Below are 16,061 nucleotides of genomic sequence, written 5' to 3'. Positions count from 1 at the left end.
ACTATATAACTAAATGTTAATACTTTTCTGAAAATTAATTTTATAATTATATTTTTATACCTCTTGATTTATTTTGATTCCCAGTATCAGGCTTTGCCATAATTATCCTATCAGGATTAGCATCTATTATATCTTTGATAGATAATATTTTTCCTGAATGTCTATCAGGTTCTTCACTATTCATTTTTAAAGCAGACAATTCTGGTTTCCTTTCAGGGATTGTTGTATTGGTTATTAATTCCTGATTCCTATTCTCCAAGCTTAAATTAATCTGCCTGCTCAATGAATCAAGTTGCGATTTCAAGTCCTTCAATTCTGGCTCTTTCTTCCAAGTTGCCATCATCACCTCTTTCAATACAGGTAAATCCTTTTCCAATTTTTGATTGTCCGATTGGTATTTCTCAATCAAAGCAGGTATTCGATCCAAAGCTTTCAGGAAGTTGGTTGAAGCCAATATCGGATCAGTAGCAATATGCCCATTGTTGTACGAATACTTGATATTTCCCTCTCCCTCGATAAAGAAGCGGTTATCCTTAAACATCGAGCCTTCCTTCTGGCTATCCTCCGTTTTGACAAGTATTTTAAAGTCATACAATTCTCCGATTTTAAAGTATTCGCCATTGGTTCGGGCATTATTGGCCAGTTGATTGAGTTTATCTCCGATAGCATTCAGATCAGTAGTGTTCAGATTATCCAATTTTATCGGATTGAGTTTATTGCCCTCCTTGTCCATCTGTACCTTTTCATTGAATTGTTTCAGGTCTTTTGTCATCCTTGCTACCATTTCAGAGTTACTGTCTACTGTACGGGTAATATCCTCAAACTTATAAATAGCCGAAGACTTGCTGCGGTTAAATGCCTGCCGTTCGCTTTCCAACGATGCAATTTTCTTTTCCAACTTGGCTTTTTCCAACAGGTCAGTATTACCTGATAATACAGCCACATACTCCGAAAAGTTCATACCCGAACCTTCGTCCAAACTACCTTCGTCAATGGTACGGGTAGCCATATTGTTTGTCTTTAGCTGATTGATAAACAACTGTTTGTTTTGTAATAGATTGAACTTATATGAATCGAGGCTTTTTTCAACCGCATAAATCAATACATCCACTTTATTATCTGCATACAGCTTGGCTATCTCATTACCTTTACGAATAGCCCGTCCATCCCGTTGATTGAGGTCAGACGGTCTCCACGGCGTATCTAAATGATGGATTGCGACAGCCCGCCTTTGTGCATTCACTCCCGTTCCCAGCATAGAGGTAGAGCCAAACAATACCCTGATACGTCCTGCGTTCATCGCTTCTATCATCGTTTTTCTGGCATTATCTGTCTTAGCTTCCTGTATAAAGCGTATCTCATGGGCAGGAATTTTGTGATCCTCAATGAGCTTGCGTTTTATCTCTGAATATGGATTCCATTCATTGGGCTTATAGGTCCCTAAATCAGAGAATACAAACTGTGTCCCTTTTTCTTTTGCGTATTTATTATAATACTCCGCTATCTTAGCTGCACAATGGGATGCTTTATTATCGACATGGTCCCCATAAGACATATCTATCATACGCATATCTAACGACATCTTTCGGGCATAATCTGTTGCTATCAACATTTTTGCCTTTTCTTCTTTTTCAGATAGAGGTTGCCTACCTAGTATCGTAGCGTCTCCTGTTTCAGCAAAGCGCATCAGTTTCTCTATAAAGATTTCCTGTTGTGGTGTAGGAGGAATATTATACAATACTTCATTCTTTTCGGGTCTGTCTATCCCTATATCCCTTGCTGTACGGAAGTCTGTTATCTCCGAATAGAAGGATGCCAGTTCAGGCACTTTAATAAAATACCGGAATCGTTCTTTCTGTACTATCTGGTTGGTAACAGAAAACTCATAGTCCGTTGTTTTCTTGGCAAAGACAGCTGCCCATGCATCAAAGGAATTGATGCCCTGCTTTTCCAGTTCCTTTGGACGCAGGTATTTGAAAAGAAGATATAATTCCGTTAAGGAGTTTGATATTGTTGTTCCCGATAAAAATGTTGCTCCTAAATCTTTATCCCTTCTTTCCTGTATGGTACGGATAGCAAAGAGCATATTCATGGCCCGCTGGCTTCCTTCGGGATTGCCTAATCCTGCTACACGGTCATGCCTTGTGGTAAAGGTGAGGTTCTTGAACTGGTGGCTTTCATCTATAAAGAGATGGTCTATACCCATCATCTTAAAGTCTACGACATCATCGGTCCTGTCTTTAATCTGTTCGGCCAGGTTGCTTAGCTTTACTTCCAGATTGGCCTTTCGTTTTTCCAATCCCCGGAGCATCATTTTGGATATATCTTTTCCCTGACTACGTAATACATTCAGGTTTTCTTCTACCGAATCCAGCTCTGCCTGAAATATCTCCTGCTGCATTTCCGGTGATTGGGGTATCTTTCCGAACTGGTCATGGGTAAGGATAACTGCATCCCAAGAGTTATTCTTTATATCATTGAATATCTTTACCCTTTTCTGTGGAGTAAAGTCTTCTTTCCCGGGATAGAGTATCTTAGCATTGGGATATGCTGTGCGGAAGGTAGAAGCTATTTCATGTACATTGGCTTTCAATCCTATAATCATGGGTTTATTAGCCTGTCCTAATCGCTTCATCTCATAAGCAGCTGTACACATGATGAGTGTTTTTCCTGCACCAACCTCGTGGTCACAGATTCCTCCTCCGTTTTGCTTGAGCATCCATACACAATCCTTTTGGGACTGGTATAGGTCAGGAATACCCAAGCCCTTCAAATCCAGCCCGGGAAAGGTTTGGTGTGAACCTTCATATTGGGGACGTACAAAGCAGTTGAACTTGCGGTTATAGGAATCAGCCAGTTTATTTTTAAATTCGGGTGATTGCTGGTCTAGCCAGTCGGTGAAGCCGTTGCGGATTTCATCGATCTTGGTATTGGCCATCTGTATGGCTTGCCCGTCCGGCACTTTTACATCTTTATCTTCTCCCGTATCGGGGTCCGTAACTTTGATTGTTTTAGTAATATTAGGTGTTGTATTGAGCAGGGCGTGCGTTAAGAGATGAATACCTGTATATAACCTGTTCTCACTCTGTACGGCAAACTTTTCATTGATAATCATATTACTCCTGTCCGCTTTGACAGTAAAGTCATCACGGGAAGCATAATAGGATATATTGACATCCGTTTCAAAGAGTTTACCCATATAGTCTTCATAGACTCCCGTATCAATCCAACGCTCCCCGAAATTGAAGTCCAGTTCTTCAAAACGTATCGGTTGCGGTATAGCTTCCTGTAATGCTTTTAGTGATGTTTGTGAAGGAATATCATCGGGATGATTTTGCAGATAGTGTTCAATGGCTTCTGATTTTTCTATAACATTGCCTGCAATAAACCTGTCGCTGACTTCATAATTTTGAACTAAGGGATTAAAATAGATACGTCCTTGCAAGTCTGAAACGATTTCTTCCTGTTGTTTTCCATCCATCAGGGATAGCATATAATCGATATCCACTTCCCCATACTTATTCAAAGAAGCTATCAGGGCTTCATCTGAAGTGTCGGCAACAGTAATTTCATTGGGATTGAAGGCCACAGGCATAGAAAAGATATCGGCTTTAATGAAAGCCCCTCCAACCTCCCCAAAGGGGAGGCTCTGTTTCCCCACTTCGGGGGGATTAAGGGGGGCGCGTCTTTCTAATGATAGTATCTCCCTGCCTCCGGCATCCATCTTGATAACATCGAGGTTCTTCTTATCATTGAGATGCCCATAACGGCGTACAAAAGAATCATAGTACAGGTTCAGGTTGCCACGCAGAGAAGCGTGTTCGGTCAGATGCTCGGCTTCATGATTGTATAGTTTATGATAAGTATCGCGTATCTCTATATAGCGACTAATCTTAGTTCGTTGGTCAAATGCAACATCCAGTGCCTGAAACTCGGCATCGTCCCGGTAGCGTTCTTTTAAGAAGCCTACTTGTCCATTATCTTCAACCAGAGAGCCTCTTTTGTGGAACTCAAAAAGTTCGCCCGAATAAGGACGAGGTTCAAAAGAGCGTTTGCGTTCTTCCTGCCGTTTTTGTTCTTGTCGAAGCCTTTCCTGCTGTTCGGCTATTCGTGCATCGGCTATGGGATAAAGCCCCTCCTGACCTCCCCGAGGGGGAGGAGCAGAATTTCCCTTTGGTGGATTCTGGGAATTTTCTTTGGAAAACATACTAAGCTGTACAGGTTTTCCTTTCGATACAGGTTTCTTTCTGTTTCTGACAGGTTTTACCTGTGTCCGTTCTTCCTGTGTAAAACCGAATAAATCATATAAGGAAATAACCGGATCGGAAACATTGACTTCCAATGCCTGATAGCTCGTTTTCTCTTTTTTTACATCTGTTTCGATACCTAAATCTTCAGGGCTGGGTTGCTCATCCCATAATTGCCGTTCTTTTTCTGCGGTATATGCTCCGAACTCCCTTATATCTTCTGCATTGGGCAGGTTATTCTTAACTGCATGAGTATTGTATAAATCAAGATTGAGGTTATCTCTCAAATCGGCATTCAGCATTTTTTGCATAGTTTCGGCTATACCGTCCATTCCTCCTTCATGGATAAATACCTGTGCCGGTTTCCCATATGGGTCGGTATCTATAAATGCTTTTGTTTGTACTACCCGAACATGATTATAGAAGTAATCGTTGTTGTATATACCGGTTATTGGTAATGGTGTACTTCGGACAAATAATTTTTCTCCGAAATTCAATTCTTCTTTAGCTGTATTCTTTTGCAATAAAATCAGGTCACTTCCAACTTCTGTTCCCGCATAATCGGTAAAGAGGTTATTGGGCAGACGTATAGCTGATACAAGGTTTGTATTTTCCATCAACCACTTGCGTACTGGCTCGTTATTGGGAGAATTCATTACTCCCTGAGAGGTGATAAATGCCATAATACCACCTTCCCGCAACGATTCCACTCCTTTTACAAAGAAATAATTGTGTATAGCTCTGGTAGAATCACGATGCAGTGCATCCTGTTTCATAAAGCTGGCATCAAAAACACTCATATCTCCGAATGGAATATTGGAGGAAACTACATCGAAGTAGTTATTGTATCTGCTCTCGATAGTTTCAAAGCCTTCAATCTTTACTTTGTCTTCCGGTTGGAGATGCGATAGAAGTTTTCCGGTCAGCAGGTCTTTTTCAAAACAGAATTTCTCCGTATCATCATTAGAAAATGCTTTTGGAAACTCGCCCATTCCGGCAGAAGGATCAAGAAAACGGTTTACTTCTATCCCTGCATCTTTTAGTGTACCGGCTATTGTTTGTACTACTTCGGGAGGTGTATAGAATGCAGTAAGCACCGAATTCTTGATGCTATTGAAGTATTGCTTATATTCCTTTTCTGATGAGGCGTTATCCCTGATAACCCGGTGTAGTTCAGCAACCATTGGGAACAGTTCCAGTTCTGATTTTGCCCATGCAGAAGTATCAGCTAGAGAGTTTGCAGGATTGAGGACACATTTAAGTCCTCCGAATCCCGAATAGCCCTGCATTATTGCTCTTTCCTCATCGGTAGCTGTCCTATGCTCTCTTTCGAGAGCAAAGACAGTACGGATGGCTTCGATATTGGCACGAAGGTGAGTCTTCTTATTATAACTCATTTTCTTCCAGCCATAAGTCAATAAATCCTGTTAATTCAGTATAGAGTTCATCATATTCGGGAGAATAAGCGAACTCATCGGAGATAGGATATTGTAGGAACAGGAACTCACATTGTGATAGAATACATATGGCATAATCTTTTGCCTCGCTTTGCGGAACAATATCGGAGAACTCATTCCACAATACATTGACAATAGTATCATGCTTGGAGAATAGTAGTCCTTTGAACAATGTCAGATTTGCCAGTTCTTCAGCTTCGGCCTGCGATAGTCTTTCTTTTATCGCATTGGAATAGGCTTCGGATGCTTCATCAGCTCTGGTTTTGATAAATTCTGTATCGGATGCCAGATGCGGATGACATTCTTTGAGATAGGAAAGAAGAGTTAATCTGTAATAGGATAACTCCATGGTGTTATTCTGATTCTTATTCTGTATCATAATTATATTTTTTTGATTGTTGGAGAATTGGAATTATGCCTACCTTTGTTTTATTCAGGTTATTTACTCCGTTTTCGGATATATGTCGGGAGGCATATCGGGTTAGACCGGATAGCTTGGATAATTAGCTAGGCACTTGGGATGGATACCCAAGTGCCGTTTGTTTGGAGGGAGTCACAGGCCCTTTGTTACTGCTTTTTCTTCGATTTATTACTTCTTTGCTTATTGTCAGCAAAGATGAATTTTACATTATACTCTTCATCTAATACCAAAGAAGCATCGAAGTCTTTCCCCGCCTTGCTTTTGAACCCTTTTATCGGTCCAATCTTTTGACCTTTACATAATTCGGTAACCTGAGTATCATTCAGTGTTTTCCCCGATTTGTTCCTGAAAAGTACAAAATCGCAGTTTTCATTCTTGCATCGGGCAACCATCGGATAGATTCGGATATTTCCTTCTTTACATTTCGGGCAGGATATTTCCGATTGCTTTTCCCGGAATACAATATTGGAGGATAACAATTCTCCCGTTACCTGCGAGGTATAGACACCAATGCTCTTCATAAAAGTATCTGCATCAAACTCGCCTCTTTCTATTTTAGCCAGTGTTTCCTCCCACATCCCTGTCATTTCTACATCGGCTATTTTCATCGATTTGACAATCCCATAGATAGCCAGTCCTTTCTCTGTCGGCATAAGGGATTTTTCTTTTCGGAAGATATATCCTCTTGTTATCAGTGTTTCGATGATAGATGCACGGGTAGCAGGTGTTCCCAAACCACAATCCTTCATGGATTTTCGTTGTGCCTCATCATCCAGCTCTTTTCCTGCATTTTCCATTGCCGTCAATAAGGAACTTTCGGTATATAGCTGTTTCGGCTTGGTTTGTTTCTCAATCAATACACTTGACGTAGCCAGTATGTTATCTCCTTCATTAAATGCAGGTAAACGGACAGAAGTGTTTTCTTCTGAATCTGTTTGCTTTTCTCCGTTATCCTTTGCCGGTTGTTCGGAAAGAATAGCACGCCATCCGGCTTTAATAATCACCGAGCCTTTGGCTTCGAAATCCAAGTTGTTTGATGTGAATATAATTCTTACCTGTTCCTTACTGCATTTTGGAGAAATGGCTTCCAGCATACGTCCTGCAATCAGGTCATATATTTTACGTTCATCCTTTACTATATCATGGGCATAGGTTTCTGTGATAAGCAGGGCATGATGATCTGTTACTTTCTTATCATTGACTCCCTGTTTATTCAGGTTGCCTTTTTGCAGTTCTGTTGCATAGGTTACAAATAAAGGATGTATTTTCAGGCATCGAAGTAACTCGGGTATTTGCTCAAATACATCTTCAGAGATATAACGGCTTCCTGTTCGGGGATAAGTAATCAGTTTCTTTTCATAAAGAGTCTGAGCCAGACTTAGTGTTTTGTCTGCCGAGAAACCATATAATTGGTTGGCTTTCTTTTGTAAGCCTGTCAGGTCGAAGAACAGGGGAGCTTCTTCTGTTACATTCTTTCGTTCAACCGATTTTACCTCAGCCTGTGGATTACTCTTCAATAATTCATAGAGCTGGTCGGCATCTTTTTTCTTGTCAAATTTATCTTTGGAATAGGCTTTAAATGTGATATTGTCTTTCTCTATTCCTAATGCCAGTTGCCAGTAGGTCTGAGGCACGAATTGTTTGTTTTCCTTATAGCGGGAACATATCATGGCTAATGTTGGTGCCTGTACCCGCCCCAGTGAATAGATACCTTCTCCGACAGTAATACTTAATGCCTGGCTGGCATTGATGCCAACAAGCCAATCGGCTTCACTCCGAGATTTGGCTGCTTTGTACAAATTATCATAATCAGTTCCGGTTTTCAGATTCTTTAATCCTTCACGAATAGCCTCTTCAGTCAAAGAACTTATCCATAAACGGTCAAAAGGTTTGGTTGATCCTAAGTAAGAATAGATGAGCCTAAAGATAAGCTCCCCTTCACGTCCGGCGTCAGTGGCGACGATTATCTTATCGCATTCATCAAAGACATTCTTTACAATTTTAAGTTGCTTTAATGCACCGGGATCGGCTTTATAGCCTTTTTCTCCTTTTACCTGACGGGGTTGGAGGGTAAATGTTTCGGGAATAATCGGAAGATTCTCCCTTTTGAATCCTTTGAATCCGTAACCTTCGGGCATGGATAGTCCAACGAGGTGTCCCAATGCCCATGTTACAAGATAACCGTTGCCATACAGGTAACCGTCTTTTTTATCATTTGCTCCGACAATAGCCGCTATTTCACGGGCTACGCTGGGTTTTTCGGCTATTATAGCTGTTTTCATATTTGTTTTTTTGTTAGAATGGATAAATTTTATTGGATAAGATATTTATCGCGACTCGGCATAGTTCAAACAGGGTTTGACTCTGCTCTCGCTGCTCTAAATATTGGATAATTAGCCTGAAATAGAGGGAACTACATTTTTACTCCTCGTGATTTGGTCTGTTGTTGCTCTTTTTTCTCTTCCTGCTTCTCCTGTTGTTTTTCAGAAGGCTGAGTTTGTCCCTGTTTGAGAGGTTCTTCATTCTTCTTGGTTGCTTCATTGGTTTTGCCTTCGGAGTTGACAGCAACTTGAGTCTTACTATTGTTGTCGGGAGTAACTTTTTGTGCTTTATCGGGATTCCATTTGAAAAAATCCAGTTTTTCTTTCTCTGTATTCACTTTGATATAGGCATTGAAAGTTTCACCTTTTTTATCGAGCATGCCTGTTACATAGATAGTTTTGTTCTCTTTCAGTTTATCCTGTTGTTCCTGAGATAATTCGACACCCAACAATTTGGTCGGAATACGGAACTTTTTTTCCTGCGGCTGGGACTGGTCCTGTTTATTCGCATTCGATTGCTGTTGGTCTTGGGAGAGTTTATTGGCATTGTCGAATTTGAACTCCAGACCTCTGCGGTCGGCATTAATCTGTACGGTGGCATTGAATTCTTTTCCGTTTTTACCTGTCATTCCTCCGATATAGACTCCTTTTCCTTCGGCTAAATCTTTTTTTTGCTGTTCGTTCAAAGCAACTCCTTTGATTTCATTGGGTATTTTTATTCTGTCGGCACGGACAGCAACCAGTTCATTAGTCATTTTGTCGATAGACACAAAGGCTTTCATCTTCTCGCCTTTGGCGGGTTCTATCTCAACTAACCGTCCTGCATGCCCTGTCTGGCGAAGATTTTGTTTGTCATCTTCATTCAGGCGTGTTCCGTAAAACGGCCTGTCCAGTTCGGGTTCTTTCCGCAGGGCATGAATGGCCACAGTTAAATTACCTTCTGCTGTTTCCCGAAGTGAGAGGCGAGCATCGGTTCGGATAGTCATCCCGTCGATTTCAACTTTAATAGGTATGAGTCCGGGAGATTTTTGCCAGTTGAGCATTTTATCCATGCTCTTGGTCTGCTCCAACATTTCTTTGGTTACACCCAGTTTTTCAAATTGGGACCAGTCAATACGGGATTCATCGATTGCCTGATATTGTTTCTTGGCAAATTCTTCGGGTAATACCCTGTGTTCATTTAGGAACTTTTTATTAGAAGGGTTCTCTGGGTCTTTGAGCATTGTTTCTAATACGTTTACAACATTTTCAAGTGCATTGAGTGGCACTTTGAAGAAATGGAAATGTGTCGGTTCCTTACATTGACGTAAGAAATTGGACATAAAGTTTTCCAAAGCATCGCCGTGCTTATTGATCTTCAGGAATTCAGGTTCATTCTTTTGCTCAGGCTTAACGGTTTTCGGTGTGCCGTCTTCATTTATACCTGAAACAACATTCAGTTTATTGCTGTCCTTTTCTTTTACCAGCAGGACATCCTGGCTTTTTAGCTTTTCGTTCATAATAATTGTGGATAATTAGTGATTATTCTTCTGAGGTGTTTTCTTCCCTGTCTTTATCTATTTCCTGCATATATTTTCGAAGGAATTCTTCGATATCTGACTTATAGTAATAGGTTTTCTGTTCAATCTGTTTGTATTTGAGCTTACCTTCACTACGGTAGCGTTGGAGGCTTCGTTTGCTTACTTTGAGTTGAAAACAGAGGTCTTGGTTATCAAGCAGTATTTCTCCGCTCAAAACATTCTGACGATTGAGCATCTGATCTATCCGCTTTTCCAAACTTTCAATCTTCGCCCACAGCCTGTTCATCCATTGTTCAAACTCTTCATCTGACATATTCCAGATAGGCTTTTCGGAATTCTTGATAGGACTTGATATGTGTAGGGAATATTTTTTCTTTTACAAGTTGTTCTACATCTTCGAATTTGTAGATGCACTTCCCTTTTTCGATGTAATAGAAAAGCCTTCCTTCTTTACGGATGCGCTGGAGGGTGCGGGAACTGACATCCAGAATATCGCAAATTTCTTCTGATTCCAACCGGATAGCGCTCCAATCGGGGTCTTTGTTGTTGGGCGTAGCTTCAATGTTTGTTACAAACCCGGCAATGCGGTCAATCTTCTTTTCCAGTTGTTTAAAGGCATCACTCTCGAATGTTATTACTTCCATATCTGATTTTTTATTGGTTCGGGGACAAATTTCAGATATGTTAATTCGAAGAATATACCAGTCTTATACGGGGTGGATAAAGAAATTCATATTTAAAACAGATTGTTTAGAATGGAATTGTTCATTAAGATTTTATATCTAAAAAATTACGCTCTAGTCTCTCAATTTTTCATTACATTTGTGTTTGTTTATAGAAAAAATAATAATAAAATAATCTCATTTAACAATCTTGCTTACAGTATATTAAGCAAGGATTGCGCAAAAAGACATTAGTAATAAAATGATTAAATACACTTTTTCAGGACACGATAGCTTCCATTGCAAAGATCTATGGCTGAAAAAAGGCTATGATTTCGTAAATGCAGAAAAAAACTTCAATGACGACGATGCTGTGGTTGATTTGGGAGTCGGAAAAAACATGGTAACTGCAATAAGATATTGGATAAAAGCCTTTGACGTAGTTGATGATAGTATGAAAATTACTGAATGGGCTGATAGAATTTTTGCAAATAATGGTTATGATCCTTATATTGAAAACATTGGTACTTTATGGATTTTACACTATAAACTATTAAAAACAAGATTAGCATCAATTTATCATTTGACATTTTTCGATTTTCAAAAAGAATACAGAGAATTCACATCAGAGCAATTGTTAGGCTTTATTAAAAGAAATTGTTCGGAAACAGACTTACTATATCCATTTAATGAAAATACAGTAAAAAGAGATATTAATGTTTTCTTACATAATTATGTAAGACCAATGAATGATGGAAAATCTATCGAAGATTTTTCTTCTCTATTAATTGATTTAAATTTGATATATGCATCTAGTACGGAAAACCGACGATTTAGGTTTGGTTATAATACTAAAAGTTATCTTGCTCCTGAAATCGCATTATTTATTATTTTAGATATGTTTGAAGAAGATAAAATAATTGATTTCCATTCTCTATCAAATTTATTTTTTTCACTCTGCATTACATCTGATGAATTGATGCAAATACTAGAGGATATCAAAGAAAAATATCCAGAAGTTATATTTTCTGATGATTCTGGCATAAAGCAAATTCAACTTCGAGCTGCATTTGATAAATGGGAACTTCTTCATGATTATTACAATTTAACAAATAATTAAATGAAATTCACAACATCTATAAATATTGAGAGAGATAAAGAAAGTGTATTTCACTATATACCAACAAGTAATGGAGAAAATGTTGTTAGGCAAATAGTCAATGACTTTAATTCAGGTATCCATTCTTTTAATATTATTGGTTCTTTTGGAACTGGTAAATCTAGCCTTTTGCTAGCTCTACAACATGACTTAAATGCTAAGACTAACTTTCTTATTAAAAACAATGGGCAGTTTAATGGATACAAATTATTTGAATTTGTTAATATTGTTGGGGAGTATCAACAATTAAAAGAGTGTCTTAATTCAAAATTAGGACTTGAGAAATATAACAAAAAAAACTTCTTTGAGGCTTTTGAATGCTTTTATCAAGATATTCTGAAAGAGGATAAATTTCTTTTTATTCTAATTGATGAATTTGGCAAAATATTAGAACATGCAGCAAAAAATAATCCTGAATCTGAATTATATTTCTTGCAAGAGTTTGCAGAATATATAAATAATCCCAAAAAGAATATCGTTTTATTGACAACATTGCATCAATCATTTAATGCATATTCTAATAGGTTAAGTCAAATACAGAGAAATGAATGGGAAAAAGTGAAAGGGCGATTTAAAGAAGTTGTATTTAATGAACCTATTGAACAATTATTGTTTTTGGCCGCCTCAGATATAAACGGAGCAGATGTTTCAAAATTAAATGAGAATCATATTGGTGCTTTATATGAAGAAGCTCTTAAAGCGAAATTTATTGATGGCAGAATATTTTCAAAAGAACTTGCTACTCAACTTTATCCTCTTGACATTTTTGCCGCAAAGACTCTTACATTAGCGATACAAAAATATGGACAAAATGAGAGGTCCTTATTTTCATTTTTAGTTTCTTCTGATTTTAAAGACTTTAATACTAGGGGGCAACTATATAGTTTACCTAAAACTTATGACTATATTGTTAATAATTTCCATAGTCATATCTACGAAACACATAGTGGGTCTGCAAATTGGACTGCAATACAAGTTGCATTAGAAAGAATTGAAGCTTTCTTTGAGAATGAGATTCAAACTGTAAGCCAACTAATCAAAACAATAGGTCTTTTAAATATTTTTGCTCCAAAAGGAAGCTCTTTCGATATAAATTTTCTATCTCAATATGCAAAATTATCATTAGGTATATCAAATGCAAGGAAATTAATAGAAAGGCTAGAAAAAACGAAGATCATAAGATATGCAAAATATAAATCACAATATATTCTTTTTGAAGGTACTGACATTGATATTGAAGCTGAACTTATCAAAGCAGGGTCTATTATTCCTAAGTCTGAAGACTTTGTTACAAAATTAAATAAGCATTTTGATTTTAATATTATTCCAGCTAAGTCTTACCAATATGAGACTGGAGCTCCTCGATACTTTCAATTTATCATTAGCGATATTCCATATGAAAAAGAGCCAAAAGGAGATATTGATGGTTATATAAATTTAATTTTTTCCAAAGATTTAAATACCAATGATGTTCAAAATAAATCTCAAGATATTAATTCTGCTATAATTTATGCTTATTTCAATAACACAGACGCGATACTAAATCAAATATTTGAAATTGATAAATATCTATATGTTTTAGAGAGAGTACTTATTGATAGAGAGGATAAGGTTGCTTTTAGAGAATTTGAGAAAGGATTACAACATGAAGAATCTTTATTGAATCAAATAGTTCTAAATGATTTATTCTCTAATGATGGAACTGTAGATTGGTATTTTAGTGGAGAGAAACTTGATATTTCAAATAAGACAGTTTTCAATAAGAAAATATCAGAAATATGCAATATTATCTATGATGCCACACCTGTATTTAAAAATGAATTAGTAAATAAACATAAGGTTAGTGGCGCCATTTCTCTAGCAAGAAATAATTTACTAATTGCTTTGTTAGAAAATAGTGGCCTCAAAGATCTAGATTTTCCTGATAATAAATTTCCTCCTGAAAAATCTATTTATCTTTCGTTAATAAAGAATATTGGAATACACCGTAATGAAAACGAATATTTCTATTTAGCAGCTCCTATAGAACCTTCGTTTATCCGATTATGGCAACTATGTGAATCTTTTTTAGAAAGTGCGATAGAAAAAAAACGTAATTTAAAAGATTTGATCAATCTACTTCAGGATAAACCGTTTAAATTAAAACAAGGGTTAATTGATTTTTGGATCCCAATTTTCTTAATAATCAAAAAGGAAGATTATGCTTTATATAGTAACGAGACTTATATTCCTAATCTTAATAAAGAAGTATTGGATCTGCTACAAAGGAATCCATCTGATTTTCAGATTAGGACATTCGCTGTTGAAGGAATTAGACTAGATTTGTTTAATAAATATAGAGAAGCGATTAATTTAAAAAGGGAAGATAAAATAGAAGGTTCTTCTTTTATTGAAACAATCAAGCCATTTCTTACATTCTATAACCGTTCTCTAAATGAATATGCAAGGAATACGCATAAGTTGCAAAAGCAATCTATAGACTTTAGAGATGTTTTAGCTAATGCTACCGATCCCGAAAAAACATTTTTTGAAGATCTTCCAAGAGTACTTGGCTATAAAGACATAGATCTAATAGACAACCCTGATTATTTACATAACTTTGTAGACTCTCTTCAAAATTCTATTAGAGAATTAAGAACATGTTATTCAGAATTATTAAACAGAATAGAATCATACTTGTTGAAATCCTTAGGCATAAAAGAGAAGGATTTTGAGCTATACAAAAAAAATATCGAAAAGAGATATCAAAACGTAAAAGAATATCTTTTACCTACAAGACAAAAAGCATTTTATTCCAGGGTAATGGCTCCTTTAAAGGATCGTTCAGCATGGCTTAATTCTATATCATATGTAATAATAAATAAATCATTAGAAAATTTACTTGATAATGAGGAAGAGTATTTATTAGAAAGGCTTACATATTCTTTTTCAGAATTATCAGACTTTGTCGACTTACATAAAAACGCAAATACTGTAGACAGCTTAGCACTCAAAGTCGATATTACAACCTTAAATAAAGGAAAAAGTACCAAACAAATAATTTTACCTGATAATAAAAAAGAAGAAAGTCAAGAATTAGAAGAATTATTAAAGAAATATTTATCTGATGATGACAATGTAAATATATATACACTTTGTCAGATACTAAACAATAAATTAAAGAATGAGTAAAGTTAGACATGTATTAGGTATATCAGGGGGGAAGGATAGTGCTGCCCTGGCTATATATATGAAGAATAAACACTCTGATATTCCAATTGAATATTATAATTCAGATACTGGTTGTGAACTAGAAGAAACAATCGAATTTGTTAAACAATTAAAAGGTTTTTTAGGGCATATTGAAATGCTTGTTGCAGCAAAAGATAGTCCTGAGCCTACTCCTTTTGATCATTTTCTTAAAGCTAATGGAGGATATCTTCCTTCTCCCCAAGCAAGATGGTGCACTCAGAAAATGAAATTAGCAGAATTTGAGGATTTTGTTAAGGATGATTATGCAATTTCCTATGTTGGTATTCGAGGAGATGAACAAAGAGAGGGATATGTGTCTACAAAGTCTAATATTCAATCAATCTTTCCTTTTAGGAAGAATATTTGGAGTTTAGATGTCATTACAAAGGTTTTAAATGATGATAATATCGACCAATTTAGCAAATACTATAAAGAGATTGCTAATAAGAAAACTTTTGATGAGGTAAGAAATATATTATTGCAGCCTCTAACGAAATCTTTCTTTTATTCCAAAAAACTTAATTATTTACTGGACACAAATATTGTATATTTTAATAAAGCTGTTTTTGAATGGTTAAAAACTACTGATTATCCTGTAGGTAAATTAGATTCTTTTCCTTTGGTAGAAAATACTGATAATTTAAATGTTGATGACATAAAAAAAATATTAATTGATAGTGGTATTGGAATGCCAGCATATTATGATCCTATAATCTTTGAAGTTGACGGAGAGGTTGGCTATTATAATAGAAGCAGATCTGGATGTTATTTTTGTTTTTACCAACAAAAGATAGAATGGATTTGGTTATATGAGCAACATCCAAAACTATTTGAACAAGCAATGGAATATGAGAAAAGTGGTTATACTTGGATACAAGGGGAACGTTTAAGTGATCTTATTCATCCAGAGAGAATAAGGCAAATAAAATTAGACTTTATTAAACGCTCGAAGCAAATTTCTTCAAAGAAAAAGGATTCACGCCTTGTAAATATGTTCGAGGATGACAACATAAATTGTGCTAATTGTTTTATCTAATACTTAA

At 36.6% G+C, this 16,061-nt stretch carries 9 protein-coding genes; 3 read left to right on the top strand and 6 right to left on the bottom strand.

Annotated features, from left to right (window positions below):
* Positions 1-46: 46 nt before the first annotated feature.
* The 6 genes from BGO84_RS10045 to BGO84_RS10020 form a co-directional block, all read right to left on the bottom strand.
* Complete coding sequence (locus BGO84_RS10045; protein WP_291029001.1) at positions 47-5,644, bottom strand: helicase-related protein; 5,598 nt, start codon at positions 5,642-5,644, stop codon at positions 47-49.
* The gene (locus BGO84_RS10040) at positions 5,634-6,053 is read right to left on the bottom strand and encodes a DUF1896 family protein (protein WP_006842134.1); all 420 of its coding nucleotides are present in this window, start codon (positions 6,051-6,053) and stop codon (positions 5,634-5,636) included. The genes BGO84_RS10045 and BGO84_RS10040 overlap by 11 nt, the downstream gene beginning before the upstream one ends.
* Before the next feature lie 218 nt (positions 6,054-6,271).
* On the bottom strand, positions 6,272-8,407 hold the full coding sequence (gene topB, locus BGO84_RS10035) for a DNA topoisomerase III (protein ID WP_291029000.1): 2,136 nt from the start codon (positions 8,405-8,407) through the stop codon (positions 6,272-6,274).
* 131 nt (positions 8,408-8,538) lie between these two features.
* Positions 8,539-9,945, bottom strand: coding sequence for a DUF4099 domain-containing protein (locus BGO84_RS10030; RefSeq protein WP_006842136.1), 1,407 nt, complete (start codon positions 9,943-9,945; stop codon positions 8,539-8,541).
* A gap of 22 nt (positions 9,946-9,967) precedes the next feature.
* Entirely contained in the window at positions 9,968-10,279 is a 312-nt protein-coding gene (locus BGO84_RS10025) for a helix-turn-helix domain-containing protein (protein WP_006842137.1), read from the bottom strand.
* The gene (locus tag BGO84_RS10020) at positions 10,269-10,610 is read right to left on the bottom strand and encodes a helix-turn-helix domain-containing protein (RefSeq protein WP_006842138.1); all 342 of its coding nucleotides are present in this window, start codon (positions 10,608-10,610) and stop codon (positions 10,269-10,271) included. Before BGO84_RS10020 ends, BGO84_RS10025 begins: the two co-directional genes overlap by 11 nt.
* A gap of 280 nt (positions 10,611-10,890) precedes the next feature.
* Between BGO84_RS10020 and BGO84_RS10015 the strand changes: the two genes are divergently transcribed.
* The 3 genes from BGO84_RS10015 to BGO84_RS10005 are packed head-to-tail and all read left to right on the top strand — an operon-like array spanning position 10,891 to position 16,054.
* Entirely contained in the window at positions 10,891-11,748 is an 858-nt protein-coding gene (locus BGO84_RS10015; RefSeq protein ID WP_006842140.1) for a DUF4007 family protein, read from the top strand.
* A complete protein-coding gene (locus BGO84_RS10010) occupies positions 11,749-14,958 on the top strand; it encodes a DNA/RNA helicase domain-containing protein (RefSeq protein ID WP_006842141.1) in 3,210 nt (1,069 codons plus the stop codon).
* Positions 14,951-16,054, top strand: a complete 1,104-nt coding sequence (locus tag BGO84_RS10005; protein ID WP_291028999.1) for a phosphoadenosine phosphosulfate reductase family protein — start codon at positions 14,951-14,953, stop codon at positions 16,052-16,054. Before BGO84_RS10010 ends, BGO84_RS10005 begins: the two co-directional genes overlap by 8 nt.
* The last annotated feature ends 7 nt before the right edge of the window (positions 16,055-16,061 follow it).

The organism is Dysgonomonas sp. 37-18, assembly GCF_001899125.1.
Taxonomy (GTDB): Bacteria; Bacteroidota; Bacteroidia; order Bacteroidales; family Dysgonomonadaceae; genus Dysgonomonas.
The sequence above is the reverse complement of the archived record's forward strand: the minus strand, read 5'-3'. Positions and strand labels throughout refer to the sequence as shown.